General features: G+C 66.9%; 26 protein-coding genes. 20 read left to right on the top strand and 6 right to left on the bottom strand.

The annotated features are described in order from the left end of the window. Nucleotides 1–78 precede the first annotated feature (78 nt). Both ACTOWJ_RS00200 and ACTOWJ_RS00195 read left to right on the top strand, forming a co-directional pair. Nucleotides 79–1,977: an HAL/PAL/TAL family ammonia-lyase gene (locus ACTOWJ_RS00200; protein WP_441332568.1), complete on the top strand. Its 1,899-nt coding sequence runs from the start codon at nt 79–81 to the stop codon at nt 1,975–1,977. A 146-nt stretch (nt 1,978–2,123) separates the two neighbouring features. Next, complete coding sequence (locus ACTOWJ_RS00195) at nt 2,124–2,246, top strand: hypothetical protein (protein ID WP_441332567.1); 123 nt, start codon at nt 2,124–2,126, stop codon at nt 2,244–2,246. Between the two features lie 286 nt (nt 2,247–2,532). Here ACTOWJ_RS00195 and ACTOWJ_RS00190 read toward each other — a convergent pair whose 3' ends face one another. Next, on the bottom strand, nt 2,533–4,392 hold the full coding sequence (locus ACTOWJ_RS00190) for a sensor domain-containing diguanylate cyclase (protein ID WP_441332566.1): 1,860 nt from the start codon (nt 4,390–4,392) through the stop codon (nt 2,533–2,535). A 349-nt stretch (nt 4,393–4,741) separates the two neighbouring features. On the opposite strand from ACTOWJ_RS00190, the gene ACTOWJ_RS00185 reads away from it, so the two are divergent. From ACTOWJ_RS00185 to ACTOWJ_RS00125, 13 genes are all read left to right on the top strand, one after another. Then, the gene (locus ACTOWJ_RS00185) at nt 4,742–5,053 is read left to right on the top strand and encodes a YerC/YecD family TrpR-related protein (protein ID WP_441332565.1); all 312 of its coding nucleotides are present in this window, start codon (nt 4,742–4,744) and stop codon (nt 5,051–5,053) included. Nucleotides 5,054–5,128: 75 nt separating this feature from the next. Further along, entirely contained in the window at nt 5,129–6,043 is a 915-nt protein-coding gene (hisG, locus tag ACTOWJ_RS00180) for an ATP phosphoribosyltransferase (protein ID WP_441332564.1), read from the top strand. An 8-nt stretch (nt 6,044–6,051) separates the two neighbouring features. Next, a complete protein-coding gene (gene hisD / locus ACTOWJ_RS00175; RefSeq protein ID WP_441333061.1) occupies nt 6,052–7,392 on the top strand; it encodes a histidinol dehydrogenase in 1,341 nt (446 codons plus the stop codon). A 56-nt stretch (nt 7,393–7,448) separates the two neighbouring features. After that, a complete protein-coding gene (gene hisC, locus ACTOWJ_RS00170; protein WP_441332563.1) occupies nt 7,449–8,549 on the top strand; it encodes a histidinol-phosphate transaminase in 1,101 nt (366 codons plus the stop codon). A gap of 5 nt (nt 8,550–8,554) precedes the next feature. Beyond that, on the top strand, nt 8,555–9,796 hold the full coding sequence (hisB, locus tag ACTOWJ_RS00165) for a histidinol-phosphatase (protein ID WP_441333060.1): 1,242 nt from the start codon (nt 8,555–8,557) through the stop codon (nt 9,794–9,796). Beyond that, complete coding sequence (gene hisH / locus ACTOWJ_RS00160) at nt 9,796–10,404, top strand: imidazole glycerol phosphate synthase subunit HisH (protein ID WP_441332562.1); 609 nt, start codon at nt 9,796–9,798, stop codon at nt 10,402–10,404. The genes hisB and hisH overlap by 1 nt, the downstream gene beginning before the upstream one ends. 2 nt (nt 10,405–10,406) lie before the next feature. Then, nucleotides 10,407–11,156, top strand: coding sequence for a 1-(5-phosphoribosyl)-5-[(5-phosphoribosylamino)methylideneamino]imidazole-4-carboxamide isomerase (hisA, locus tag ACTOWJ_RS00155; protein ID WP_441332561.1), 750 nt, complete (start codon nt 10,407–10,409; stop codon nt 11,154–11,156). Continuing rightward, nucleotides 11,150–11,941, top strand: a complete 792-nt coding sequence (hisF, locus tag ACTOWJ_RS00150) for an imidazole glycerol phosphate synthase subunit HisF (protein WP_441332560.1) — start codon at nt 11,150–11,152, stop codon at nt 11,939–11,941. The genes hisA and hisF overlap by 7 nt, the downstream gene beginning before the upstream one ends. 11 nt (nt 11,942–11,952) lie before the next feature. Then, a complete protein-coding gene (gene hisIE / locus ACTOWJ_RS00145; protein WP_441332559.1) occupies nt 11,953–12,609 on the top strand; it encodes a bifunctional phosphoribosyl-AMP cyclohydrolase/phosphoribosyl-ATP diphosphatase HisIE in 657 nt (218 codons plus the stop codon). A 174-nt stretch (nt 12,610–12,783) separates the two neighbouring features. Continuing rightward, nucleotides 12,784–14,493, top strand: a complete 1,710-nt coding sequence (locus ACTOWJ_RS00140) for a calcineurin-like phosphoesterase C-terminal domain-containing protein (RefSeq protein ID WP_441332558.1) — start codon at nt 12,784–12,786, stop codon at nt 14,491–14,493. After that, nucleotides 14,490–15,083 (top strand): YdeI/OmpD-associated family protein, encoded by a 594-nt coding sequence (locus ACTOWJ_RS00135; protein WP_441332557.1) that lies wholly within the window; start codon nt 14,490–14,492, stop codon nt 15,081–15,083. The genes ACTOWJ_RS00140 and ACTOWJ_RS00135 overlap by 4 nt, the downstream gene beginning before the upstream one ends. 289 nt (nt 15,084–15,372) lie before the next feature. Continuing rightward, nucleotides 15,373–15,825 (top strand): type II 3-dehydroquinate dehydratase, encoded by a 453-nt coding sequence (locus tag ACTOWJ_RS00130; protein ID WP_441332556.1) that lies wholly within the window; start codon nt 15,373–15,375, stop codon nt 15,823–15,825. Between the two features lie 13 nt (nt 15,826–15,838). Then, on the top strand, nt 15,839–16,048 hold the full coding sequence (locus tag ACTOWJ_RS00125) for a hypothetical protein (protein ID WP_441332555.1): 210 nt from the start codon (nt 15,839–15,841) through the stop codon (nt 16,046–16,048). 143 nt (nt 16,049–16,191) lie between these two features. Here ACTOWJ_RS00125 and mtnC read toward each other — a convergent pair whose 3' ends face one another. From mtnC to ACTOWJ_RS00110, 3 genes are all read right to left on the bottom strand, one after another. After that, nucleotides 16,192–16,887, bottom strand: coding sequence for an acireductone synthase (gene mtnC / locus ACTOWJ_RS00120; RefSeq protein ID WP_441332554.1), 696 nt, complete (start codon nt 16,885–16,887; stop codon nt 16,192–16,194). A gap of 236 nt (nt 16,888–17,123) precedes the next feature. Beyond that, nucleotides 17,124–17,681: a 1,2-dihydroxy-3-keto-5-methylthiopentene dioxygenase gene (locus ACTOWJ_RS00115; protein WP_441332553.1), complete on the bottom strand. Its 558-nt coding sequence runs from the start codon at nt 17,679–17,681 to the stop codon at nt 17,124–17,126. Further along, the gene (locus tag ACTOWJ_RS00110; protein ID WP_441332552.1) at nt 17,678–18,316 is read right to left on the bottom strand and encodes a methylthioribulose 1-phosphate dehydratase; all 639 of its coding nucleotides are present in this window, start codon (nt 18,314–18,316) and stop codon (nt 17,678–17,680) included. Before ACTOWJ_RS00110 ends, ACTOWJ_RS00115 begins: the two co-directional genes overlap by 4 nt. A 59-nt stretch (nt 18,317–18,375) precedes the next feature. Between ACTOWJ_RS00110 and ACTOWJ_RS00105 the strand changes: the two genes are divergently transcribed. Continuing rightward, nucleotides 18,376–18,534, top strand: coding sequence for a DUF6053 domain-containing protein (locus tag ACTOWJ_RS00105; protein ID WP_441332551.1), 159 nt, complete (start codon nt 18,376–18,378; stop codon nt 18,532–18,534). A gap of 51 nt (nt 18,535–18,585) precedes the next feature. Here ACTOWJ_RS00105 and ACTOWJ_RS00100 read toward each other — a convergent pair whose 3' ends face one another. Together ACTOWJ_RS00100 and ACTOWJ_RS00095 are read right to left on the bottom strand one after the other, a co-directional pair. After that, nucleotides 18,586–20,019, bottom strand: a complete 1,434-nt coding sequence (locus ACTOWJ_RS00100; protein WP_441332550.1) for an amino acid permease — start codon at nt 20,017–20,019, stop codon at nt 18,586–18,588. 243 nt (nt 20,020–20,262) lie between these two features. Beyond that, the gene (locus ACTOWJ_RS00095) at nt 20,263–21,744 is read right to left on the bottom strand and encodes an amino acid permease (RefSeq protein ID WP_441332549.1); all 1,482 of its coding nucleotides are present in this window, start codon (nt 21,742–21,744) and stop codon (nt 20,263–20,265) included. Between the two features lie 186 nt (nt 21,745–21,930). On the opposite strand from ACTOWJ_RS00095, the gene ACTOWJ_RS00090 reads away from it, so the two are divergent. The 4 genes from ACTOWJ_RS00090 to ACTOWJ_RS00075 all read left to right on the top strand — a co-directional run bounded on the left by ACTOWJ_RS00090 (nt 21,931) and on the right by ACTOWJ_RS00075 (nt 25,389). Continuing rightward, nucleotides 21,931–22,599, top strand: coding sequence for an NUDIX hydrolase (locus ACTOWJ_RS00090; RefSeq protein ID WP_441332548.1), 669 nt, complete (start codon nt 21,931–21,933; stop codon nt 22,597–22,599). Continuing rightward, nucleotides 22,596–23,183: a demethoxyubiquinone hydroxylase family protein gene (locus ACTOWJ_RS00085; RefSeq protein ID WP_441332547.1), complete on the top strand. Its 588-nt coding sequence runs from the start codon at nt 22,596–22,598 to the stop codon at nt 23,181–23,183. The genes ACTOWJ_RS00090 and ACTOWJ_RS00085 overlap by 4 nt, the downstream gene beginning before the upstream one ends. Before the next feature lie 188 nt (nt 23,184–23,371). Then, nucleotides 23,372–23,623 (top strand): hypothetical protein, encoded by a 252-nt coding sequence (locus tag ACTOWJ_RS00080; RefSeq protein ID WP_441332546.1) that lies wholly within the window; start codon nt 23,372–23,374, stop codon nt 23,621–23,623. A gap of 518 nt (nt 23,624–24,141) precedes the next feature. Next, complete coding sequence (locus tag ACTOWJ_RS00075) at nt 24,142–25,389, top strand: MFS transporter (protein WP_441332545.1); 1,248 nt, start codon at nt 24,142–24,144, stop codon at nt 25,387–25,389. Nucleotides 25,390–25,634: the final 245 nt, after the last annotated feature.

Raw genomic sequence — 25,634 nt, 5'->3', positions numbered from 1 at the left:
TACGCTCGGCCAGGTTCGACCGTTCGCGGTGGATCTCGCCGTTCAGATGATCGCCAGGGTGCGAGGCGAGGTTACACGATGAACAAGATTCAGCTCGACGGCCGTTCGCTGACGCGGTCGCAACTCGTCGCCGTGGCTTACGGCGCCCAGGTCGAACTTGCCGCCGCGCAGTTGCCGGCGGTGGCGCGCGCGGCGGATTTCCTGGCCGAACAGGTGCGCCGCGAAGAACCCATCTACGGCGTGTCCACCGGTTTTGGCAGCAATGCCGACCGCTTGCTCGGCGCGCATCACCTGCGCGACCAACTGCCCGGCGCGAAGCGTTCGCTCGAAACCCTGCACGAAGAGTTGCAGCGCAATCTGATCGTCACCCACGCGGTCTGCGTCGGCGACGCCTTCGCGCCGGAGATCGTGCGCGCGATGCTGTGCATCCGCATCAACACTTTGATGCGCGGCCACTCGGGTATCCGCGTGGAAACCCTGCAGGCGCTGGCATCGATGCTCAACGCCGGAATCGTGCCGGTGGTGCCGCAACTGGGTTCGGTCGGTGCCAGTGGAGACTTGGCGCCGTTGTCGCATCTGGCCATCGTGCTGCTCGGCGGCGGCGAAGCCTTCTTCGAAGGTCAGCGCATGCCCGGCGCGCAGGCGCTGGAACGCGCCGGCCTCACGCCGGTCAAGCTGTCGTACAAGGAAGGTTTGGCGCTCAACAACGGCACCGCGCAGATGCTGGCTTGCGGCGTGCTGGCGCTGGCCAAGCTGGAGGATCTGCTCGACACCGCCGATCTGGCCGCGGCGATGACCATCGACGCCTTCGCCGGCCGGTTGGGTGCGTTCGCGCCGGAAGTGCATGCGCTGCGGCCGCATCCGGGCCAGGTGCAGGTCGCGCAGAACCTGTGCAGGCTGCTCGGCGGTTCGACCCTGGCCGATATTCCGTATCACCTGGTGCCGCGCTTCCGTCCGTGGCTGCCGCAGAGCTGGGACACGCAGGCCGCGCAGCAGCTCAGCTTCGATATCGGCTGGGACTGGGTGCCGTTCGGCCAGCGTCATGGCCGCGAGAAGTTCTATACCCGGTTCCGTCCGTTCCGCGGCGGCAAGAAGCATCAGCCGCAGGACAGCTATTCGCTGCGCTGCATTCCGCAGGTGCACGGCGCGGTGCGCGACGCCATCGCTCAGGCCGCGCGCGTGTTGGAGATCGAACTCAATTCGCTGACCGACAATCCGATCGTGTTCCCGGACGCCAAGGCCGAGCACGTCGAACAGCAGGTGATCTCGGCGGGCCACTTCCACGGCATGCCGCTGGCGCTGGCGATGAGCTACGTCAAGGCGGCGATTCCGGTGTTGGCGAGCATCTCCGAACGGCGCCTCAACAAGCTGGTCGATCCGGCCACCAACGACGGCCTGCCGGGCTTCTTGATCGGCAACGAGGACGCGACCGAATCGGGCCATATGATCGTGCAGTACACCGCCGCGGCGATCGTCAACGATCTGGCCAGCCGCGCGCATCCGGCTTCGGTGTATTCGATTCCGACCAGCGCCAACGCCGAGGACCATGTCTCGATGGGCGCCAACGAGGCGCGCCACGTGCTGTCCATGGCCGACGATCTGGGCAAGGTGCTCGCGCTGGAGTTGTACACGGCCGCGCAGGCGCTGGATCTGCGCCGCGACATGATCAACGCTGCGCGCGATCTGGCCGATCGCGCCGATGCGCGCACGTTGGCGTCGAAGGTGTTCGGCGGCCCGGCCGGCGATGATGCCGAGCACGCCGGGTTCCTGGCCGAGGTCGAAGGTTTGCGCGCCGAATTGTCCGCCGCCGAGGAGTTCCGTCCGGGTCGCGCGGTCGCGATCGCGCACGCCAAGCTGCGCGAATCGATCCCGTTCCTGGATCGCGATCGCGCGCTCGACGGCGAAGTGGCGACCGCGGTGCAACTGGTGCGCGAAGGTACGGTGCTGTCGGCGGTGCGCGCGGGTATGCAGGACTGATACCTGCGCGGTTTCGGCGGCCGGCGGTTGCTTCCGCCCGGGCAAGTCGAGCCCCTCTCCCGCCAGCGGGAGAGGGGTTGGGGCGAGGGGCGCTCTCCGATCTGCTTCCCCGTTGCTTGCGGTGTCCGCTCCGATTCGAGGCCGCCATGAACACGATCCATCACAACCAACGCGTCTTCACTGTGGAAGGTCTGCTGTCGGCGGAGGAATGTGCGCGGCTGAACGAGCTCGCCGAGCGGCAGGATGTTTTGTACGCGCCGCCGGGCTGATCGGCTGCTCGTTCCCTACGGGGTCTGAGGTCTTTTGTGGGAGGGGCTTGAGCCCCGACGCTTTTCGCTCAGCTCGCCGCGAGATTTTTTGCTCGAACCCATATGCCTGGCGATCCGAGAAAAAAGCGTCGGGGCTCAAGCCCCTCCCACAAAAGACTTCGTGCATGCCTGTGGGAATTGTATTTTTTTGGATTTCAGATTTGAGTCTGCGTGGCGATCTGAGCGGAAAGCGTCGGGGCTGAAGCCCTTCCCACAAGAGACTTCGCGTTTCGGTTTTCTTGGAGGCTCAAGCCGCCGCCGCGCCCCATACCCGCACGCAGTCGCGGCCTTCGGCCTTGGCCAGATACAGGGCCTGATCGGCGAATTGCAGCGCCGCTTCCACGCCCATGTCCGAGTCCGGGGTGATCTCGTGCACGCCGATGCTGGCGGTGACCGGGATGTCGTGGCTGCGGCTGGGGCAGGGCTGCGAACTCAAGCGCGAGCGCAGTTGTTCGGCCACGCGCGCGCCGCTGTCGATGTCGTGATCGGGCAGCACCGCGACGAATTCCTCACCGCCGAACCGGGCCAGCAGGGCGTGTTGCGGGATCATCACCTGGGCGATCAGGCCGGCGGCCCAACGCAGGCATTCGTCGCCGACCAGATGGCCGTGGTGATCGTTGATCTGTTTGAAGTGATCCAGGTCGATCATCAACAGCACCAACGGCCGGCGCTGGCGCCGCGAGCGATGCAGCAAGGCCTCGAACGCTTCGCGGAAATGGCTGCGATTGTGCAGGCCGGTCAGCGAGTCGCGCTGCGAGGTCTCGCGCAGGCGGGTGTGCGCGTCTTCCAACTGTTCCAAGGTGGCGCGCAACTCGGTGGTGCGTTGTTCGACCTTGTGTTCCAACTGTTCCTTGGCTTCGCGCACCACCCGTTCGTTCTCGTTGCGCAGCGAGGCGTAGCGATACCCCAAGGCGACCGACAGCAGCAGCATTTCCAGGGCCGAGCCGATCTGCACGCCGTATTCGGTGATGAACATCTTCGGCAGCAGGTCGAAGGCGATCGCCGCGAACATGCCGGTGCCGAGCAGGAATGCCGACCACGCCAGCAGGAACAGCCGCGCCGGTTTGTAGCCCCGGCGCATCACCACGATGGTTTCCACCGCGATCCAGGCGATGCTGACGAACACCGCCGCCGAGGCGATCGGCGTGGCGATGCGGTAGGGCATCTGGGTCGCGGCGATGCCGAGCGCGACGAAGAACGCGATCATCCCCAGCCCGATCCAATCGCCGAACCGCCATCGTTGCTGCAGTCCGAGGAAATTGCGCGCGAACTGCTGCATGCCGACCTGGGCCAGGCAGATCGACAGCGGCACCGAGTGATCGGCGAGCCACGGTGAGTTCGGCCACAGGTATTCGAAGCCCAGCCCGTTGAGCGTCAGCAGCACCAGGCCGAAGGCGCAGATGTGGAACAGGTACCAGAAGTAGCTGCTGTCGCGCAGGGTCAGCCACAGCACCAGGTTGTAGAAGAACAGCGCGATCAGGATGCCGTAGTACAGGCCGATGCCGAATTGCGCATCGCGCGCCAGCTCGGTGAAGGCGTTGGGCGTGTACAGGGTCAGCGGCACTTGCATCGAGCTTTCGCTTTGCACGTGTACATAGATATCGACGATCCGGTCCGGCGGCAGATCGATCTGGAAGTTGGGGTGGCGGTAACGGATCGCGCGCGCGCTGAACGGCTGGCTGTCGCCGCCGAGCTGGTGGGCGACCGCGCCGCCGCGCGGCTGCGTATAGACGTCCAGCCGGTCGCTGAGCGCGAAGCCTTGCACCAGCAACCAATGCGGCACTTCGGCGTTGCGGTTCAGCGCGGCGATGTGGAACCAGTAGGCGCCCGGTTGGAAGCCGAAGGAACTGTTGTTGTCGGGCACCGGGTTGAACTTGCCTTGCGCGAGCAGGCGCTGCGCGCCGGCCAGATCGAGCGCGCCGTCCTGGTCGTGGTGGTAGGCGGTGAACGGCGCCAACGCGACCTCGCGGGTCGACCGGTCCAGATCCAGCACGCTTTGTGCGAGCGCGGCCTGGGTCCAGCAGACGGCGATCAGGCACAGCAACGCGAGCAGCCATGCGCGCGGCGCGGCGGCGGGATGCGGGCGGCTCGGGGCGCGGGCAGGCATCGTGTTCATCTTCCTTGGCGGGGTATCGACGCAGGCCATTGCGTCGCGGCGGGACGGGGCGGTCGGGGGACACGGGCGTGGCTTGAGGGCATGCCTGACTTCTTAACGCAAATTCGCCGCCGTGTAGGCCGACTTGACGACCGTTCGGCGGATCGATAATGTATTAACGCGTTAGTACATTAACGCGCTTGTTCGAGTCCGGGGCATGAGCCGGGCGGCGGCGGATCGGTCGAAGCCGACGGTCGAACGCCACCCAGTCACCAACTCCACATCCGATTTCCACCATGAATACGCGCCATAAATACGCGCCACGTCCGGCGCGAAACCAGGCACAGCAAGGTTCTCCACGATGAAGCGCCGTTCCACCGACAGCGACCAGACCGAAGATTCGATCGCCGACCTGGCCACGGCGCTGGCCGCCATGCGCACGCCCGAGCAAGTGCGCGCCTTCCTCGAAGACCTGTGCACGCCGGCCGAGCTGGAGGCGATGAGCGATCGCTGGCGGGTGGTGCCCTTGCTCAGCGAGGGCGTGCCGTACCGCGAAATTCACGATCGCACTCAGGTCAGCGTGACCACCATCGGCCGGGTGGCGCGGGTGTTCGAGCGCGGCTCCGGCGGCTATGCCGCGGCCCTGCATCGGCGCGCGGCGCGACACCGCTGACGGCGGCCGTCCGTCCACGGCCCTCGCGCCGACCTGCTTTCCACGCCGCACCCCACTTCCTTTCGAGACCCGTTCATGAGCCCTCCCGCCAGCGCCGCAGCGCGTGACCGCCTGCGCATCGCGATCCAGAAGTCCGGCCGTCTGGCCGAACCGGCGCGCGCCCTGCTCGCGGCCTGCGGCCTGAGTTGGCGCGAAAGCCGCGACCGCTTGTTCTGCTACGGCGAAACCCTGCCGGTGGATTTGTTGCTGGTGCGCGACGACGACATTCCCGGCCTGATCGCCGACGGCGTCTGCGACCTGGGCGTGGTCGGGCGCAACGTGTTGCTGGAGCAGGACGGCGACCGCCGCGGCAGCGGCCGCGCGGCGGCGTTCCGCGAATGGCGCGCCCTCGGCTTCGGCGGCTGCCGGCTGGCGCTGGCGGTGCCCGACGCCTGGCAGTGGGAAGGTCCGCAGCAACTGGCCGGCAAGCGCATCGCCACCAGCTACCCGGCGCTGTTGTCGCAATGGCTGGCCGAGCAGGGTGTGGATGCGAAGGTGGTGCTGCTGTCGGGTTCGGTCGAAATCGCGCCGCGGCTGGGCCAAGCCGAGGCGATCTGCGATCTGGTTTCCAGCGGCGCCACTCTCGGCGCGAACCAGCTCAAGGCGGTGCAGACCCTGATCGAAAGCGAAGCGGTGCTGGCCGGTCCGGTCGACGGCTTCGACGATGTGCGCGGCGAACTCGCCGACCTGCTGTTGCGCCGCCTCGACGGCGCGCTGCGCGTGCGCAACAGCAAGCTGCTGATGTTCCAGGCGCCGCGCGCGCTGCTCGACGAATTGCTGCCGATGCTGCCCGACGCGGAAGCGCCGACGGTGATGCGTCTGGACAGCAGCGATGACATCGCCCTGCAGGCGCTGTGCCACGGCGCGGTGACCTGGCAGCGGCTGGAGGAACTCAAGCGCGCCGGCGCGCGCGGGCTGATGGTGCTGCCGGTGGAAGGCATGCTGGCATGAGCGCGCTGATGCAACGTTACGACTGGAGCGCGCTCGACCCGCAGCAGCGCGAGGCCTTGCTGCGGCGGCCGGCGCAGGAAACCCGCCAGGCCACCGCAGACGCGGTCGCCGAGATCATCGCCGCGGTCCGCAGCGAAGGCGACGCCGCGCTGCGCCGTTATGCCGAGCGTTTCGACGGCCAGGCGCCGGAGCGCTTCGCGGTCAGCGAGGAAGAATTCGATGCCGCCCAGGCCAGCCTGTCGGCGGAGCTGCGCGCAGCGATCGACGAAGCCGCCGAGCGCATCCGCGCCTTCCATCAGGCCGGCATGACCCAGCCTTACGCGCTGGATACCGCGCCGGGCGTGCGCTGCGAACGCATTCTGCGGCCGATCCGCCGGGTCGGCTTGTACGTGCCGGCCGGTTCCGCGCCGCTGCCGTCGACCGCCTTGATGCTCGGCATCCCGGCGTTGCTCGCCGGTTGCCGCGAGGTCGCGCTGTGCACGCCGCCGCGGCGCGACGGCACGGCCGATCCGGCGGTGCTGTACGCCGCGCGTTGCTGCGGCATCGTCCGCGTCTACAAGGTCGGCGGCGCGCAGGCGATCGCGGCGATGGCGTTCGGCACCCAAAGCATCGGCCAGTGCGACAAGTTGTTCGGACCGGGCAATGCCTTCGTGACCGAAGCCAAGCGCCAGGTCGCGCTGATCGAAGGCGGTGCCGGCATCGACATGCCGGCCGGCCCTTCGGAAGTGCTGGTGATCGCCGATGCCGAGGCCTATCCCGACTTCGTTGCCGCCGATCTGTTGTCGCAGGCTGAACACGGGCCGGATTCGCAGGTGATTCTGCTCAGCGACGATGCGGCCATGCTCGATGCGGTCGATGTCGAGCTGGAGAAGCAGTTGGCGGGGCTGTCGCGCGCCGACACCGCGCGCATCGCGTTGCAGTCCTCGCGTTCGATCCAGGTCGATTCGATCGCCACGGCGGTGGACGTCAGCAACCGCTACGCGCCCGAACACCTGATCCTGGCGCTGCGCGACGCGCGCGAACGGCTGCCGGCGGTGGAAGTGGCAGGCTCGGTGTTTCTCGGCGATTTCACGCCCGAGGCGCTGGGCGACTATTGCAGCGGCACCAATCACGTCCTGCCCACCAGCGGCGCGGCGCGGTACGCGGGCGGCCTCAACGTGGCTGCCTTCCAGGTTGCGATCACGGTGCAGGAGGTGCAGCCCTATGGTCTGGAGGCGATCGGTCCTTGCGCGATCGAACTGGCCACCGCCGAAGGTCTGGATGCTCATGCCGAGGCGGTCGGGATACGATTGCGCAGGTTGGCGATACGGCACTCAGTAAAATTGGACCCGCCGCGCAAGCAGGCATGAAGCCGTCGAAGGTACAAGCGGCAAGCCGCTTAAGAATCGGGCAAGAAGAACCAGACATGATCGACGACAACCCCATGAACCTGTTGCGCGAAGACTTGCGCGATTTCGCCGGCTATAGCTCGGCGCGCAGCGAGAAACGCAGCGGCCGGGTCTGGCTCAACGCCAACGAAGCCGCCTGGCCCAGCGTCGCCGACGGCGAGGGCGCGGTGCGGCGCTACCCCGATCCGCAGCCGCGGCTGTTGCGCGAGGCCTTGGCCCAGCTCTACGGCTGCGATCCGCAGCAGTTGTTGGCCGGACGCGGCAGCGACGAGGCGATCGATCTGCTGGTGCGCGCGTTCTGCCGCCCCGGCGGCGATGCGATCGTGATCACGCCGCCGACCTTCGGCATGTACGCGGTCAACGCGCGCCTGCACGGCACCCGCATCGTCGAGGTGGCGCTGCGCGATACGCCGGCCGGCTTCGCCTGCGATTTCGCCGCGCTGGCGCAGACGGCCGAAAGCGAGCAGGCCAAGTTGGTGTTCCTGTGCTCGCCCGGCAATCCCTCCGGCAGCTTGTTGCCGCTGGAGGAGATCGAAGCCTTGGCCTTGCGCTTGCGCGGCCGTGCGCTGGTGGTGGTCGATGAGGCCTACATCGAGTTCGCCGGCGGCGCCTCGGCGGTGCGTCTGCTCGGACGCCAGCGCAACATCGCCGTGCTGCGCACCTTGTCCAAAGCGCACGCGCTGGCCGCGGCGCGGATCGGCAGCGTGATCGCCGATGCCGGCCTGATCGCGGCGATGCAACGCTGCCAGGCGCCGTATCCGCTGCCCACGCCGTGCGTGAATCTGGCCTTGCGCGCGCTGGCCGAAGTACCGGCAAACACCACCAAGGCGCGCATCGCCACGGCCATGAGCGAGCGCGAGAAACTCTATCAGGCGCTGCGAGCGCTACCGGGCGTGCGTTGCGTGTATCCCTCGCAGGCGAACTTCTTGCTGGCGCGCTTCGACGATCCGCAGGCGGCCTTCGACGGTCTGCTCGATGCCGGCGTGGTGGTGCGCGATTTCCGTCACGCGCCGCAGCTCGGCGATGCCTTGCGCATCAGCCTGGGCACGCCGGAGCAGAACGCGGCGGTGATCGAAGTGCTGACCCGGATTTCGCGCGCGTGCGGAGCGGCGGCATGAGCGCGCTGACGCCGATCTTGTTCGTCGACCGCGACGGTACCTTGATCGAGGAGCCGGCCGATTTCCAGATCGACAGCTATCCCAAGCTGCGCTTCGTGCGCGGGGTGATCCCGGCGATGCTGAAACTGCGCGACGCCGGCTACCAGTTCGTCATGATCACCAACCAGGACGGGTTGGGCACCGACGCGTTTCCGCGCTGGAGCTTCGACGGCCCGCACCAGTTGATGATGCAGATCTTCGAAAGCCAGGGCATCGTGTTCCGCGACGTGCTGATCGACAGCAGCTTCCCCAGCGAGAACCTGCCCACACGCAAGCCGGGAATCGGCCTGGCCTTGCCCTTGCTCAAAGACCGCGGCATCGATTGGGAACGCTCGGCGATGGTCGGCGACCGCGAAACCGATAACGGCTTCGCCGTCAATCTGGGCATCCGCGCGTTCCAACTGCGCACGCAGCAGTTCGGCGGCGAGTGGGACTGGGCCGGGATCGCCCACGCCTTGGCCGATCGCCCGCGCACCGCGCGCGTGCAGCGCAACACCAAGGAAACCCGGATCGAGGTCGCGGTGGACCTGGACCGCGTCGCCGACCCCAAGGTGCACACCGGGCTGGGGTTTTTCGATCACATGCTCGAACAGCTCGGCAAGCACGGCGGCTTCGCCCTGGAGCTGCGCTGCGAGGGCGACCTGCACATCGACGAACACCACACCATCGAAGACAGCGCGCTGGCCTTGGGCCAGGCCCTGCGCGAGGCGCTCGGCGACAAGCGCGGGATCGGCCGGTATGGGTTCGATCCGCGCGCGGGGCAGGGAGAGGTTATTGAAAGCAAAAGCGAATCCCCCCTGGCCCCCCTTTTGCAAAGGGAAGGCGAGGTGGGTGCCTCGCAAAGCGGTGAAAGCGATAAGGGCGATGCACAGGACGCGCACGCCACCGCGGATCAGCCGGCTGCGCACGAATTCGTGCTACCGATGGACGAAACCCTGGCGCGCGCGGCCCTGGATTTTTCCGGGCGCCCGTATTTCGTGTTCTCCGGCAGTTTCGCCCGCGAGCGCGTCGGCGATTTCCCCACCGAGTTGCTGGCGCACTTTTTCCGATCGCTGTGCGAGACCTCGGGCCTGAACCTGAATCTGAACGTAAAAGGTGATAACGATCACCACAAAATAGAGGCCTGCTTCAAATCGGTGGCGCGGGCGCTGCGCCAAGCGGTCGCTCGTCAAGGGAGTGAACTACCGAGTACCAAGGGAGTTTTGTGATGACGGTCGTGGCTGTCATCGATTCGGGGGGGGGGAACATCGGCTCGGTGCGTTATGCATTGGAGCGGCTGGGTGCGCGTTCGATTCTGACTGCGGACCCTGCGACGATCGCCTCCGCCGATCGCGTGATCCTGCCAGGCGTGGGCGCTGCCGCCCCCGCGATGGCACGACTGCGTGAATTGGACCTGGTCGCGACGATCCGCCGCTTGCAGCAGCCGCTGCTCGGGATCTGCCTGGGAATGCAGCTGCTGTACGAGTCCTCGGCGGAGGGCGAGGTGGAATGCCTCGGACTTTTGCCGGGCCGGATCACCAGGCTGCAACCAGGACCAGGAGTACGTGTGCCTCATATGGGATGGAATCTCCTTCAGAAGCATGAATCGGCCGGCGCCCAGCGCCTGCTCGCCGGCATCGGCGAGCTCGACCAGGCCTATTTCGTCCACAGTTATGCCGCGCCACTGACCTGCGACACTCTGGCCAGCGCCAGCTACGGCACTCGCTTCACCGCCGTGGCCGGGCGCGGGCGCTGCTTCGGGGCGCAATTCCACCCCGAACGCTCGGCCGCGGTCGGTTCACGCCTGCTCGCCAACTTCCTGGCGTTGGAGGCATGAACATGGGCAACAGCACCTTGTACCCCGCGATCGACGTTCGCGACGGGCGGGTCGTGCGCCTGCACCAGGGCGATTACACCCAGGAGACGCGCTACGAGACCGAACCGCTGGCCCTGGCCACCCGGTACGCCGAAGCCGGCGCCAAATGGCTGCACCTGATCGATCTGGATGCCGCGCGTTACGGCGGCTACACCCTGGCGCCATTGCTGCGCGCGATCACCACCTCCAGTTGGATGCGCGTGCAGACCGGCGGTGGCGTGCGCAGCGAAGCCGACGTGGAGGCCATCCTCGATGCCGGCGCCGACCGCGTGGTGGTCGGCTCGCTCGCGGTCAAGGATCCGGACCTGGTCATCGGCTGGATCAAGCGCTTCGGCCCGGAGCGCATCACCATCGCTCTGGACGTGCGTCAGAACGAGGACGGTCAGTGGGAACTGCCGGTGGCCGGCTGGACCGAGGACAGCGGCGTTCGTCTGGAACCGTTGCTGGAGCGCTACGCCGCGGCCGGCCTGCGTCATCTGCTGTGCACCGACGTCTCCCGCGACGGCACCATGACCGGGCCGAACCTGGATCTGTACAAGCACATCCACGAGATCGCGCCGAACGTGTTGCTGCAGGCCTCCGGTGGCATCCGCGACATCGCCGACATCGTCGCTGCCGACAACGTCGGCTGCAGCGGCGCGGTGCTGGGCAAGGCGCTGATCGAAGGCCGTTTCCAACTCACCGAAGCGCTCAAGCAGGTACGCCGTTGCTGACTCCCACGCCACTGAGCCGGCGCATCGTGCCGTGTCTGGACGTCCGCGACGGCCGCGTGGTCAAGGGCGTGCGTTTCCGCGACCACGTCGACATGGGCGACATCGTCGAGCTGGCGTTGCGTTATCGCGACGAGGGCGCCGACGAGTTGGTGTTCTACGACATCACCGCCAGTCCGCAGGGACGCAGCGTGGATCGCGATTGGGTCGAACGGGTCTCGCGCGCGATCGACATTCCGTTCTGCGTGGCCGGCGGTATCCGCTCGGTCGCCGACGCGCGCGGCGTGCTCAATACCGGCGCCGACAAGATCTCGATCAACACGCCGGCGCTGGAACGGCCCGAACTCATCGGCGAAATCGCCGATGAGTTCGGCGTGCAGTGCGTGGTGGTCGGGATCGACAGCCTGCGCGATCCCGACGGCCAGTGGCGGGTCCGCCAATACACCGGCGATCCCTCGCGCACCCAGGCGCTGGCCAAGCGCACCCTGGACTGGGTGGTCGAAGCGCAGCGGCTGGGCGCGGGCGAGATCGTGCTCAACTGCATGGGCAGCGACGGCGTTCGCAGCGGTTACGACATCGAACAGCTCAGCGCGGTGCGGGCGATCTGCGAGGTGCCGCTGGTGGCCTCCGGTGGCGCCGGCACGATCGAACATTTCGACGCGGTATTTCGCCAAGCCGACGTCGACGCGGCGCTGGCGGCCAGCGTGTTCCATTCCGGCAGCATCCGTATTCCCGAACTCAAGCGGGCGCTGCGCGAGCACGGCGTGCCGGTGCGCGAGCTGCACTGATGAGCGCGCGCATGAGCACGGTCGCCTTCACCCCGCAGGACATCGACGCCCTGGACTGGGACAAGCAGCAGGGACTGGTTCCGGCCGTGGTTCAGGACGCGGCCACCTTGCGCGTGCTGATGCTGGGCTACATGGACCGCGCCGCGGTGCAGGCCACCCTCGACAGCGGCCACGTGACCTTCTACAGCCGCAGCAAGCAGCGGTTGTGGACCAAGGGCGAAACCTCGGGGAATTTCCTGGACCTGATCTCGATGGAAACCGACTGCGACCGCGACACCCTGCTGGTGCGCGCGCAGCCGCACGGGCCGACCTGCCATCTCGGCCGCGACAGTTGCTTCCCCAGCGCGCCGGGCGATGAACTGGCGTTTCTCGGCGATCTGGACGACCTGATCCGGCAGCGCGAGAGCGAGCGTCCGGTCGGTAGCTACACCACGCATCTGTTCGACAAGGGCCTGCGCTCGATCGCGCAGAAGGTCGGCGAAGAAGGCGTGGAAACCGCGCTGGCCGCGGTCGCCCAGGACGATGCCGCGCTGTGCGGCGAAGCCGCCGATCTGCTGTTCCACCTGCAAGTGCTGCTGCGCGCGCGCGGACTGTCGCTGGCCGACGCGGTGGCGGTGCTGCGCGAACGGCATGGCAAGCCGCATCGCGGGGCGCAGGCGGCGGATTAAGTGCGGGCGCGGTTCGGCGGATCGCGTGGCTTCGATTTCCCCCTGTAGGAGCGGCGCGAGCCGCGACCGCGACATCCGGAAACGTCGCATCCACCATCGCGCCCGCAACCCGTCGTTCTGCGTACCCCGCCGCACACGATCGCCGCATAATGCGGACACCCTCCGGAGTCCCGCATGCGCCCCATCGCGTTCGCCGCTTTGTTGTCCGCTCTGATCGCACCGGCCGCCTTGGCCCAGCCGCCGATCGTGCCGTGCCTTGGCGGAACCGTGTTCGAAGACAGCAACGGCAACGGCCGGCGCGACCCGGGCGAGCGCGGCGTGGCCGGGCAGCGCGTGTCCGACGGCGAAACCATCGTGCGCAGCGACGCCGAAGGCCGATATGCATTGCCGCCGCGCGATCGAGCCAGCCAGTTCCTGATCAAACCCGCCGGCTACCGCCTGGCGCCGCGCCGCGACAGCGGGCTGCCGGATTACTGGCTCAACATCAGCCTGAGCCCAGCGCCGCCGCTCAAATACGGCGGCATGCCGAAAGCCGAGCCAACCTGTCGCGACTACGCGCTGGTGCCCGAAAAACGCAGCGACGCTGACGACCTGCGCGTGCTGGTGTTCGCCGATCCGCAGACCAAGAGCGAGACGGATATCGACTATTACCGCCGCGAAATCGTCGAGCCGATCGGTCGGCAGTTCAGCGGCGTCCATCCCGCCGAGCTGGGTCTGAGCCTGGGCGACATCACCCACGACGATCTTTCGCTGTATCCCAAGCTCAACGCCGTCACCGCCAGTCTCGGCATCCCGTGGCTGCATGCACCGGGCAATCACGATCTGGATTTCGACGCGGCGCGCGATGAAGACTCACTGCTGAGCTACCGCCATGTCTACGGCCCGGACACGTATGCCTGGGAAGAGTCGCAGGCGAACTTCGTCGTGTTCGACGATGTGGTGTATCAGCCCGGGCGCAAACCCGACTACATCGGCGGCTTGCGGCCGGATCAGTTCGCCTTCCTCGAAAGTTACCTGGCGAGCGCGGACAAGCGGCGCTTGCTGGTGCTGGCCACTCATATCCCCCTGTTCGACGCCGCGCCGGGGCAAGAAAGCTTCCGCCACGCCGATCGCGAACGGCTGTTCGGCCTGTTGCGCGACTTCCCGCATGTGCTGGTGCTCAGCGCGCACAGTCACAACCAGAGGCATGTCTTTCACGATGCCTCGGTGGGTTGGAAGGGCGCCCGACCGCTGCACGAATACAACGTCGGCGCGGCCTGCGGCGCGTTCTGGTCGGGCATCAAGAACGTCGACGGCATTCCCGACAGCACCATGAGCGACGGTACGCCGAACGGCTATGCGCGCTTGCGGGTGAAAGCCGACGCTCGATACGAGTTGAGCTGGTATCCGGCGAAGACCAGAATCGCACCGTTCGCGCAAACGGCCGCCGGCAACGCCAAGTACGGGATGGACGGATACACGCCGCAAGCCGGCCAGCGCGATGTGATCGAAAATCGAGTAATGAACCGATACATGAGCCTGTACGCGCCCAGGACCCTGCGTCGCGGCTCTTATCCGATCCGCGGCGTATTCGCGAACGTGTTCATGGGCCGCGACGACAGCCGGGTCGAGTACCGTCTCGACGACGGTGACTGGAAGCCCATGAAGCGCGTCGATCAGCCCGATCCGGCCCTGCTGGGCGAGAACGCGCGCGACGATGAAGCCACGAGTCTGCGCAGCTACGACCGCGCCGCAGTCGCCAAGCCGAGCGCGCACCTGTGGAACGCGCCGCTGCCGACCGATGCCGCCGCGGGCGAGCATGCGATCGAGGTGCGGGTGTTCGATGCCTGGCAGGGCGAACAGCGCCTGCGCACTTCTTACCGCCTGCTGGAAGCTGCGCCATGAAGCCGACTCCGAAAGGCGCCGCCGACGATCTGCCGGTGATGGCGTTCGAAACGTCGGCCGCGTTCGAACATTGGATGCAGTCCCAGACCGACGCTGAAGGCGTTTGGCTCAAGATCGCCAAGAAAGGGCAGGACGCGGTCACGCTGAGCGTGGCCGAGGCGTTGGACGTGTGTCTATGCCACGGTTGGATCGACGGGCAGCGGCGCGGCCTGGACGAAACCTACTTTCTTCAACGTTTCGTCCCGCGCCGGCCCAAGGGGCTGTGGTCGAAGATCAACATCGGCAACGTCGAGCGCCTGATCCGGGCCGGGCGCATGCGCGAAGGCGGCCAGCGCGAAATCGACGCGGCCAAGGCCGACGGCCGCTGGGACGCGGCCTACGCGCCGGCGAGCACGATCACCGTGCCCGACGATCTGGCCCGCGCGCTCGATCTGCAGCCCAAGGCGCGCGCGTTTTTCGAGGGCTTGGACAAGACCAATCGCTACGCCGTGCTGTGGCGGGTGGAGACGGCAAAGAAGGCGGAGACACGGGCGAAGCGGATCGAGAAATTCGTGGCGATGCTGGCGCGTGGGGAAAAGATTCACGGCTGAAACCGGGCCCGATCCAAGGCGACATTCATAACCCCTCTCCCGCTTGCGGGGTGAGCGGACGCAAGCGAGCCACCGGCTCGCGCGTCGGTAAACGCCCGAACGCCACGCGTTCGGGCCGGGGGAAGGGGTTGGGGTGAGGGCCGCAAGGCATTCCCCCATACGCTCATATCGAATCAAGAATTGATGCGGGATTTACGCCCCGTACCTGTCCTGGAATAGCGCCTTTATGCCCGCGATTCCTACAGTGAGCTCCATGGCGCGCCGCTCCGAGCGCGTAGCGAGTACCCACGTGTCGATCCTGATTCTGCGTGGCCCGAACAACGATACCGCCATCGATTCGATGGTTCCGCCGCTGTCAGGCGAAGTGCGCGCGACCCTGGTCGAACGCGCGGCGGGCGCGGGCAAGGCGATCGCGATGCGCAGCTGCCGCAACGAGAGCGAGCTGGTCGAATGCCTGCGCGGCATGCGCGCGGCCAATGCCGAACTGCTGCTGCTCGATCCGGGCGCCTGCCTGCCGGCCAGCGAGAACCTGCGCGGCGCGCTGGCGCAGTTGCCGGTGCCGTACATCGAAGTGCACGACGACGATATGAACGCGCTGGAGCCGTCGATCGCGCCGCATTGCGGCCGTCGTCTGCGCCTGGTGCACGGTTACGCCGCGCAGAGCTACACCCTGGCGCTGGCGATTGCGTTGGAACACCTGGGCTGCGCCGACAGCGGCAACGACGTCCACGTCGGCACCTGAGCCGCGCACGCCGATGAACGCGCATTACTTCTACTTCGCCGACTACGAAATCCTGGTCGGTGGCCGCTTCATCGTCTGGGGACAGACCACCCTGGACTACGCGCCGGCCGAGCCCGCCGCGTTCGACCCGGCCGAGTTGCTCGATCGCATCCGCCAGCAGGCCGCGAACGAGCACGGCGTGGAGCGCGATGAGGTGCGGGTGCGTAATTTGAGCCGGTTGTAGGGCGGCTCGTCTTCGAAGGCGGCGCGGTAACCGTAATTTGCGGTCGCGGCTCGCGCCGCTCCTACATGGGCCCTGTGTAGGAGCGGCGCGAGCCGCGACCGCGTGCGTTCACCGACGACGGACGCAACGCCCGCCCAGCGAACTCAAACCTCGATCTGATCGAACGAAGTCGCGCGCGGATGATCGTGGGTGGCAGCGCCCTCGCGCGGTTTCGGATAATCCTCGATGCGGTCCAGCAGCACCGTTTCCAGGCCGGCTTCGCGCGCGGCATCGAGCTCTTCGACCACGTCCGACAGAAACACGATCTCTTCGGCCGGCAGGCCGATCAGCTCGACGATGCGCGCATAGCTCGCCGCTTCGCGCTTGCCGCCGACTTCGGTGTCGAACCAGCCGGAAAACAGCTCGGTCAGATCGCCGGCATCGCTGTGGCCGAACAGCAGCCGCTGCGCCGGCACGCTGCCGGAAGAATAGACGTACAAACGCAGCCCCTGATCCTTCCACTGGCGCAGCGCCGGCGCCGCGTCGGGGTACATGTGCGAGGTGAAATCCGCGCTCTTGTAGCCGTCGGCCCAGATCATGCCTTGCAGCGCCTTGAGCGCGGTGTGCTTGCGGTCTTCGTCGATCCAGCCCTGCAGCACTTCGACGATCACCGAATCCTGGCAGGCGCCGCCGTTTTCCAGCGCGACCGTGTCGAGCCATTTGCGCACGCCCGGTTCGCGTCCACGGGTGGCTACGAAGCCCGGCAGCGCGCGGCGCGCGTACGGGAACAGCACGTCCTTGACGAAGGAAATCGAGCTGGTGGTGCCTTCGATGTCGGTGAGGATGGCGCGGATGGGCATGAGGCAGGCCGGTGTTGCGGGAAAGAGGGGGATTGTCGCTGCGTTGGGCGGGTGGTGCAAAAGCGGCGCTGGGTTTTCGCTGCCGAAGGGCGAGTCCCCCGGCGCCTGAGGAGCGCCGAGACTTCTCTCCCGCGCCTGAAGTGCGCCGAGACTTCGTACATGCCGGGATGCCAGTTCGGCGGCTCCCTCCTGCTGTCATTCCCGCCTTCGCGGAAATGACGGTAGGAAGGTACATTTCAAGCCGCCTGACCTTCCTCATAGCGCGGAAACTGCTGCGCCAGATCGCTGCCGGTGAAATGACCGACCCAGCCGTCGGGCTCGGTGAAGAAACGGATCGCGACGAAACTCGGCTCCGGCCCCATGTCGAACCAGTGCAGGGTGCTGTCGGGCACCGAGATCAGATCGCCGGTCTCGCACTTGATCTCGTAGACGTTCGGCTCGACGTGCAAGGTGAACAAGCCCGACCCGGCGACGAAGAAACGCACCTCGTCTTCCTTGTGGTAGTGCTCGTCGAGGAACTTGTTGCGCATGACCTCGCGCTGCGGATTGTCCGGAGCGATGCTGACCACGTCGACGGTCTTGAATCCGCGCTCGGCGATGAGACGGTCGATGTCGGCGCGGTAGGCGGCCATGATCGCCTCGGGCGTGTCGCCCGGCTTGACCGGCTGCGTGGCCCGCCATTGTTCGAAGCCGACGCCGATCCTGGCCAGCTCGCGCGCGATCTCGCCCTGGTCGGACGTGCTCAGCTTCGGCGTGTCGGGCTGGTCTTCGGTGAAAATGCGCAAACGGCTCATCGTTGCAGCCTCCTGAGTTCGAGTTCGCATCCCAGCAGGAATTCGAACGCCTCCAAGTGGCGTCGTGCTTCGGGCATGTCGCGGCCCCAGGCGTACAGGCCGTGGCCGTCGATCAGGTAGCCCCACATGGCCTGGCGGTCGAGCGTGGCGTCGACCTGGGCGGCCAGGGTCGGCATGTCCTGGGTGTTGGGGTAGACCGGCAGATCCAGTTCGGTCTCATGAGTGGTGGTGCCGACGAAGGCTTTCAACAGTTCGTAGCCTTCCAGATGCACGTGGCCCTGGCCGGCGTACAGGCGCGAGGCCACGGTCTGGATATGCGAGTGGGTGTGCAGCACGCAGCCGATCTCGGGGTAACGCTTGTAGAGCTGGGTGTGCAGCAGGGTCTCGGCCGACGGGCGGTGACTGGTCGCGACCGGCTGGCCGTCCAGGTCCACGACCATGATGTCGGCCTCGGTCAGCCGGCCCTTGTCGCGGCCGGAGACGGTGATGGCGATGTTCTGGGCGTCGATGCGGCGCGAGAAGTTGCTGCTCGTGGCCGGGGTCCAGCCGCGCTGCGACAGCTCGCGCACGTTGACGATGATCTCGCCGGCGCAGTGCGCCAGGCGTTGCGGGTCGTAGGGCAGGGCGCTGTTCATGGGCCCAAGTTTACCGCCGGGATGTGGCGCTTGCCTCGTTTTTGGCATAACGCAGTGTTATGCCAACCAACCTGGTTGCTGTAAGGGGCGGCTGGCGTGGGTGGGTATCTTTTGTGGGAGGGGTTTCAGCCCCGACGCTTTCCGTTCAGACCTGCTCGAAAGGCGTCGGGGCTGAAGCCCCTCCCACAAAAGACCTCCCACAAAAAACTGAGCCATGAAAAAGGCCGGAGTCCGGCATGCCCGGCCCCCGGCCTTCAGCGGTCGCTCGCTCAGCCCCGCGACTTGCCCAGCTTGCTGTGACGGAAGCTGTAGGCGAAATAGATCACGAAGCCGATCGCCGTCCACACCGCCATCAGCATCCAGTTGTGCGCGGTCATGGTCGACAGCAGGATCAGGCAGCTGACGATGCCGGCGATGCAGATCGGCCAGACGAACGGTATGCGGAACGGCCGCGGCAGATCGGGCTGGGTGCGGCGCAGGATCAGCACGCCCAGGCAGACCGCGGCGAAGGCGATCAGGGTGCCCATCGAGGTCATGTCGCCGAGGATGTCGAGGGGGAACAGCGCCGCCAGCAGGGCGATGCCGATGCCGGTGATGACGGTGTTGATGTGCGGGGTGCGGTACTTGGGGTGGATCTTGGTGAACACCGGCGGCAGCAGGCCGTCGCGCGCCATGATCATGAAGATGCGCGGCTGGCCGATGATCATCACCAGCACCACCGACGACAAGCCGACCAGGGCGCCGACCTCGACCACGATGCGCAGCCAGTTCAGCGCCGGATGCGCGGCGATCGCGGTGACCACCGGCTCGTCGGTGCCCAGCGTGGTGTACGGCGCCAGGCCGGTCATCACCGCGGCCATGCCGATGTAGAGCACGGTGCAGATCGCCAACGAGGCCATCATGCCGATCGGCATGTCCTTCTGCGGTTTATGCGATTCCTGCGCCGCCACCGACACCGCTTCGAAGCCGATGTAGGCGAAGAACACCATCGAGGCGCCGCGCAGCACGCCTTCCCAGCCGTACTTGCCGTTGCCTTGGGATTCGGGAATGAAGGGCGTCCACAGCTCGGGATTGACGTACTTCCAGCCGACCGCGATCACCAGCACGATCAGGCCCGACTTGAGCAGCACCATCGCCATGTTCATGGCCGAGGACTTGCGGATGCCTACGTAGCACAGCCAGGTCAGCAACAGCACGATCGCCGCGGCCGGCAGGTTGGCAATGGCGCCGGTCGGGCGCAGCTTGGCGTCCAGCGGCGCCTGCACCAGCGCCGCGGGCAGGGTGATATCGAAATGTTCCAGCAAACTCAGGAAATACCCGGTCCAACTGACCGCCACCGCCGAGGCGGACACGCCGTACTCCAATATCAGCATCCAGCCGATGAACCACGCGGCCAGTTCGCCCAAGGTGGCGTAGGTGTAGGTGTAGGCGCTGCCGGAGACCGGCACCATCGCGGCGAATTCGGCGTAGGCCAGCGCGCAGAAGGTGCAGCAGATCGCGGCCAGGACGAAGGAGAGCATGATCGCCGGTCCGGCATGTTCGGCCGCGGCCTTGCCGGTGATCACGAAGATGCCGCCGCCGATCACCGCGCCGATGCCCAGCGCGGTCAGGCCCCACGGGCCGAGCGTGCGGTGCAGGCTCAGTCCTTCGGCCTCGGTGTGGGCGGCGTGCGGGTGTTTGGTCGCCCGAAGTTGTTCCAGCATGGTGCGTTCCCTGATGCTGCGTGCCGTCGCCGGCTGCGATCTGTTCGGCCGTCATCCCCGCGAAGGCGGGGATCCAGAGACTTCAGCGTGATGCCGCGTTGAAGCCGTGGATCCTCGCCTTCGCGGGGATGACGAGCTCAAGCGTGCGCGCTCGAGGTCGGATCGGATCGCAGTGGAGCGTTGTTGCTGTGAAAAGGAAAAGGCCGGCGGAATCATCCGCCGGCCTCAATTGCTTCGTGCCGGTCAAGCCGCCGCGTTGGCGGCCTTGCGCAGCTTGCTGTTGCGGTAACCGTAGCCGAAGTAGATCAGCATGCCGATCGCAGTCCAGCCGGTCATCAGGTGCCAATGTTCGGAGAACGGCTTCCAGAACAGGTACAGACAGGCCGCGGCGCCGAGCGGGCAGACCAGCACGGCGAACGGCACGCGGAACGGACGCGGCAGATCGGGGCGGGTGTTGCGCAGGATCAGCACGCCGACGCAGACCGTGGCGAAGGCGAGCAGGGTGCCCATCGAGACCAGTTCGCCGAGCAGGCCGATCGGCAGCAGTCCGGCCAGGATGCAGGCGAACACGCCGACGATGATCGTGCCCATGTACGGGGTCTGGAACTTCGGATGGACCTTGGCGAACAGCGGCGGCAGCAGGCCGTCCTTCGCCATCGAATAGAAGATGCGCGGCTGGCCCATCAGCATGACCAGGATCACCGAACTCAGGCCGGCGATGGCGCCGATTTCGACCAGCAGCTTCAGCCAGCCCAGCGCCGGATAGGCCTCCAGCGCGGTCGCCACCGGCTTGGGCGTGCTCAGCAGGTGGTACGGCAGCAGGCCGGTGAGTATGGCCGAGACGATGATGTAGATGATGGTGCAGATCACCAGCGAGCCGAGGATGCCGATCGGCATGTCGCGCTGCGGATTCTTGGCCTCGCCGGCGGCGGTGGAAACCGCGTCGAAGCCGATGTAGGCGAAGAACACCACCGAGGCGCCGCGGATGACGCCGTCCATGCCGTACTTGCCCGGACCTTCGTTTTCCGGAATGAACGGCACCCAGTTGTCCGGATTCACGTACTTGGCGGCGAAGGCCACGAACAAGGTGATCACCACGACCTTGATCGCGACGATGATCGTGTTGATGAATGCCGATTGGGTGATGCCGACGTAGCACAGGCCGCTGAGCGCGGCGACGATCGCCACCGCCGGCAGATTGACCAGGCCGCCGGTGTAGACGATCGAACCGTCGACGACGTTGAGCGGTGCGGCCGACAGCGACGCCGGCAGGCCGACGCCCAAGCTGATCAGCAGGCTGTTGAGATACCCCGACCAACCGACCGCGACGGTCGAGGCCGCGAACAGATACTCCAGCACCAGGTTCCAGCCGATGAACCAAGCGACGAATTCGCCCAGGGTTGCGTAGGAATAGGAATAAGCGCTGCCGGAAACTGGCATCATCGCCGCGAACTCGGCGTAGCACAGACCGGCCAGGGCGCAGGTGACGCCGGCGATGATGAAGCTCAGCACGATCGCCGGCCCGGCGTGTTCGGCCGCGGCGTGGCCGGAGAGAACGAAGATGCCGGCGCCGATCACCGCGCCGATGCCCAGCATCACCAATTGGGTCGCGGTCAGAGTCCGTTTCAGTGTCGCCTCGCCTTGAAGGCTGCCCTCCACGGGCTCACCGGCGTCCACGTGTCCGGCCGGCGCTACCGGCTTGGTGATGAACAGGCCTCTCGACATCGAACTCCCCTCTCTCTCGTAAGAAGTGATCTGCGTACCCGTCGTTCTGATGACGACGATGACTACCCCGGAGCGGGGCGGCGGGCCACCTTAACCCACGGCGTAAATGAGCGGCAAGCGAACACAGTCATGGTAGTTGTGGCCATAATCACGGTCCGTACCACGAACCGCTCGTCCCCACTGCGCATGCCTGCGAAACATTCCGACGCCATTGGCGCACTTCGTTCCAATCTCATCGAATATGCGCGACGTTGGCCGGAAGAGGCCGAACATACGCAGCCGTTTCTCGACCTGCTCGATGAGGCCCTGCAGGCCGATCGCCGCGGCGGGCCGGCGTCGGCGGCATCCGATGATGCATCGCAACATGATGCTTCGGGCGCCTTCGACCCGTTCGTGCGCGGGCGCTTGGCCGGCCATTTCACTGGCGGCGTGTGGCTGGTCGATCGCGCCGGCCGGCGCGTGCTGCTGACCCATCACCGCAAGCTGGGCCGCTGGCTGCAACTGGGCGGCCATGCCGACGGCGACCGCGATCTGGCCCAGGTGGCGCTGAAGGAAGCCGAGGAAGAATCCGGGCTGACGGGCCTGAGCGTGGAGCCCGAACTGTTCGACCTGGACCGCCATTGGATTCCCGAGCGTCGCGAGGTGCCCGGCCACTGGCATTACGACCTGCGCTACGTGGTCCATGTCGGCGACAGCGAGGACTACGTGGTCAGCGAGGAATCCCTGGATCTGGCCTGGCGCGAGATCGCCGAATTGCTCGACGACCCCGGCAGCGACGACTCGATGCGGCGGATGGCGCGCAAGTGGCTGGCGCGCGCCGGCGCCGGATCGGCCGTGGCGGACCTTCGCCAGTGAGCCTGCCGCCGACCGGGCACGCACACGATGGGGCCGTCGCCGCCGCGCCGGCGCCGCAGCCAGTAGGCGACAGCGAACTGGGCGGACGCATCCTCAAGGTCAATCACGCCGGCGAACATGGCGCGGTCAATATCTATGCCGGCCAGATCCGCATGGCGCGCTACACCGCGCCGCACTTGCTCGACGAACTCAACGCATTCCGCGCCGATGAGCAGCGCCATCGCGCGTTGTTCTGGGCCGAACTCGAACGCCGCGGCCGGCCGCGTTGCCGCAGTTACTTTTTGTGCGGCCTGGGTGGTTACACGCTCGGCGCGATTACCGGGTTGTTCGGCGCGCGCGCGATCGCCGCGACGACGGTCGCGGTGGAGCGGGTGGTGCTGCGCCATCTGGCGCACCAGTTGCAAACACTGAGCGGACGCGACCCGGCCGCGCTGGTCGCCATCTCCGCGATCCTGGAGGAAGAGCGGCAACATCACGACGCCTCCGCCGATCATCTGCGCACGGACCGGTTCTGGTCGCGCCTGCTCTCGCCAGTGGTATCGGCCTCCACCGAGGCGGTCATCTGGCTGGGTATGCGGCTGTAGGCGCAAGCGCCGATCACTTACCAGGACGGCCGCACCGACCGCTTCGAGCAGGCGCCGGCCGATACGCGGCTGATGTAGAGCGTGGGCGGCGGCGATGGATCGCGGGCCGCGGCGAACGCACAATTCCAGCCAGACAGGCGAGCCGGTTCGCAATGAAGCGGCGCCGCTTCGGCAACGGAGGCCGCACGATGAAGATGCTGGACAAGCTCGCTCGATGGCTGGTCATGGCCGTCATCGTCCTGATGATGCTGCTGTGCGGTCTGGCCTGGGAGGAGTACGCCCACGACACGCGCAGCTTCGCCTCCGCGCTCGGACGCAGCGCGTTGCTGATCGGCCTACCGCTTTGGATCCTGATCGCGATGACGCTGCCGGAAGGCCTGTTCCGGATGTTCAGGGCGATCGCGCGTCGTCTGTACCGCGATGGCAGTGCAAACCCCTGATCCAACATAGTTGCGGCTTGCGCCTCACCGGACAGCGAAGGCACGGCCACTGGGCTGTAGGAGCTGCGCAAGCGGCGACCGCGACATCGCACAGATTGCGTGGGTTCGAGGTCGTTGAATTGGCGCGGTCGCGGCTCGCGCCGCTCCTACAGGGGTTTCACCGGACAGCGAAGGCACGGCCACTGGGCTGTAGGAGCTGCGCAAGCTGCGACCGCGATATCGCACAGATTTCGCGGGTTTCGAGGTCGTTGAATTGGCGCGGTCGCGGCTCGCGCCGCTCCTACAGGGGTTTCACCGGACAGTGAAGGCACGGCCACCGACGACTGTAGGAGCTGCGCAAGCTGCGACCGCGATATCGCATAGATTTCGCGGGTTTCGAGGTCGTCGAATTGGCGCGGTCGCGGCTCGCGCCGCTCCTGCAGGGCGTGGTTGCAGGCGCGCGGCGCGACACACGGCGGCTTTGTCGATTCCCGGCGTCCCGGTTCGTCGTATCGGAACCCCCTTGAAGGATGCATCCGATGAACAGCTCCGCTCACGCCGCGCCGGTGTCGCTGGACCGCAACTGGCCGCTGGTCGCGGCCGGCGCCTTGATGGGCTGCGTGGCGGTCGGCGCGGTGTTCTCGCTCGCGGTGCTGTTGCAGCCGATGAACACCGCCACCGGCTGGTCGCGCGCCGGGCTGTCCAGCGCGATGACGCTGGGTTTCCTCAGCATGGGCTTCGCCGGCTTCGGCTGGGGCATGCTCAGCGACCGCTTCGGTCCGCGGCCGGTGGTGCTCGCCGGGTCGTTGCTGTTGGGACTGGCCTGCGTGCTGGCCAGTCGCGCCGGCAGCCTGCTGCAGTTCCAACTGGCTTATGGCGTGTTGTTGGGTGCGGCCACGGCCAGCTTCTTCGCGCGGGTGATCGCCGCGGTCGCGTCTTCGTTCGACAAGCGCCGCAACCTGGCGATCTCATTGGTATCCGCCGGCATGGGCGTGGCGCCGATGACGCTCTCGCCGCTGGTGGCCTGGCTGGTCACCCATTACGACTGGCGCCAGACCCTGCTGATCGTCGGCGTGCTGGCCTGGGCGCTGACCTTGCCGGCGGTGTGGTTCGTGCGCAGCGTGCCGGTCGCCGCGCACGGCCCGGACGGCGAAGGCGCCGAGGCCGTGGCGCCGCCGATGAGCGCCGGTCAGGCGTTGCGATCCAAGCCCTTCCTGGTCCTCGCCGGCGCCTACTTCGCCTGCTGCGCCGCCCATTCCGGACCGATCTTCCACACCGTCAGTTATGCCGTCGGCTGCGGCCTGTCGGTGACCGCGGCGGTGACCATCTACAGCATGGAGGGCGCCGCCGGCCTGGGCGGCCGCTTGTTGTTCGGCGTGCTGGCCGACCGGCTCGGCGCGAAGACCGTGCTGGTGGCCGGCTTGTTGGTGCAGGCCGTCGCGGCGGTGGCGTACTTGGGCGTGAATCAGCTCGACGGTTTCTACGCGGTGGCGATCGTATTCGGCATGGCGTATGGCGGGACCATGCCGCTGTACGCCTCGCTGGCGCGCGAGGCCTTCAGCCCGCTGATCCTGGGTACCGTGCTCGGCGCGGCGACGTTGCTGTCGAGCCTGGGCATGGCGTTGGGCCCGCTGATCGGCGGCTGGCTGTACGACCACTACGGCACCTATACCTGGCTGTACATCGGTTCGATGGGCATGGGGCTGGCCGCGGCGGCGATCGCGTTGATGTTTCCCGGTAAGGGGCGGCCGGCGGCGGGTGGTCCGGTGTTGGCGGGGGCGACTTAGGCGGGGGCGGGGCGCGATTGAGACGCTTCTGGGCCTCGAAGCTGTCGCGGGTGTGTTTGGTTTCGTGGTCGCGGCTTGCGCCGCTCCTACAATGCGATACCGATGCCACGGCAGCGCCCTGTAGGAGCGGCGCAAGCCGCGACCGCGAACCACGGTTCGCGGCGATGGTACGAAGCCGCGACGACCCACATCGCCCACGCCGGCAAGCGAATCACGGCAACTGCGATACGCTTCAAGCCCCAGTC

It is taken from the genome of Lysobacter sp. CA199, from assembly GCF_052078715.1.
In the GTDB taxonomy this organism is placed as follows: Bacteria; Pseudomonadota; Gammaproteobacteria; order Xanthomonadales; family Xanthomonadaceae; genus Lysobacter.
This window is presented reverse-complemented; position numbering and strand designations above follow the sequence as displayed.

Bases quoted from the DNA above. Each gene is read 5' to 3' on its own strand.
- hisD (WP_441333061.1), top strand. From the start codon at position 6,052: ATGCAACGTTACGACTGGAGCGCGCTCGACCCGCAGCAGCGCGAGGCC.
- ACTOWJ_RS00195 (WP_441332567.1), top strand. From the start codon at position 2,124: ATGAACACGATCCATCACAACCAACGCGTCTTCACTGTGGAAGGTCTG.
- ACTOWJ_RS00200 (WP_441332568.1), top strand. From the start codon at position 79: ATGAACAAGATTCAGCTCGACGGCCGTTCGCTGACGCGGTCGCAACTC.
- hisH (WP_441332562.1), top strand. From the start codon at position 9,796: ATGACGGTCGTGGCTGTCATCGATTCGGGGGGGGGGAACATCGGCTCG.
- ACTOWJ_RS00090 (WP_441332548.1), top strand. From the start codon at position 21,931: ATGCCTGCGAAACATTCCGACGCCATTGGCGCACTTCGTTCCAATCTC.
- hisIE (WP_441332559.1), top strand. From the start codon at position 11,953: ATGAGCACGGTCGCCTTCACCCCGCAGGACATCGACGCCCTGGACTGG.
- ACTOWJ_RS00095 (WP_441332549.1), bottom strand. From the start codon at position 21,744: ATGTCGAGAGGCCTGTTCATCACCAAGCCGGTAGCGCCGGCCGGACAC.
- ACTOWJ_RS00105 (WP_441332551.1), top strand. From the start codon at position 18,376: ATGCCAACCAACCTGGTTGCTGTAAGGGGCGGCTGGCGTGGGTGGGTA.
- ACTOWJ_RS00190 (WP_441332566.1), bottom strand. From the start codon at position 4,392: ATGCCTGCCCGCGCCCCGAGCCGCCCGCATCCCGCCGCCGCGCCGCGC.
- ACTOWJ_RS00115 (WP_441332553.1), bottom strand. From the start codon at position 17,681: ATGAGCCGTTTGCGCATTTTCACCGAAGACCAGCCCGACACGCCGAAG.
- hisC (WP_441332563.1), top strand. From the start codon at position 7,449: ATGATCGACGACAACCCCATGAACCTGTTGCGCGAAGACTTGCGCGAT.
- ACTOWJ_RS00075 (WP_441332545.1), top strand. From the start codon at position 24,142: ATGAACAGCTCCGCTCACGCCGCGCCGGTGTCGCTGGACCGCAACTGG.
- ACTOWJ_RS00100 (WP_441332550.1), bottom strand. From the start codon at position 20,019: ATGCTGGAACAACTTCGGGCGACCAAACACCCGCACGCCGCCCACACC.
- ACTOWJ_RS00110 (WP_441332552.1), bottom strand. From the start codon at position 18,316: ATGAACAGCGCCCTGCCCTACGACCCGCAACGCCTGGCGCACTGCGCC.
- hisA (WP_441332561.1), top strand. From the start codon at position 10,407: ATGGGCAACAGCACCTTGTACCCCGCGATCGACGTTCGCGACGGGCGG.
- ACTOWJ_RS00125 (WP_441332555.1), top strand. From the start codon at position 15,839: ATGAACGCGCATTACTTCTACTTCGCCGACTACGAAATCCTGGTCGGT.
- mtnC (WP_441332554.1), bottom strand. From the start codon at position 16,887: ATGCCCATCCGCGCCATCCTCACCGACATCGAAGGCACCACCAGCTCG.
- ACTOWJ_RS00135 (WP_441332557.1), top strand. From the start codon at position 14,490: ATGAAGCCGACTCCGAAAGGCGCCGCCGACGATCTGCCGGTGATGGCG.
- ACTOWJ_RS00080 (WP_441332546.1), top strand. From the start codon at position 23,372: ATGAAGATGCTGGACAAGCTCGCTCGATGGCTGGTCATGGCCGTCATC.
- ACTOWJ_RS00185 (WP_441332565.1), top strand. From the start codon at position 4,742: ATGAAGCGCCGTTCCACCGACAGCGACCAGACCGAAGATTCGATCGCC.
- ACTOWJ_RS00140 (WP_441332558.1), top strand. From the start codon at position 12,784: ATGCGCCCCATCGCGTTCGCCGCTTTGTTGTCCGCTCTGATCGCACCG.
- hisG (WP_441332564.1), top strand. From the start codon at position 5,129: ATGAGCCCTCCCGCCAGCGCCGCAGCGCGTGACCGCCTGCGCATCGCG.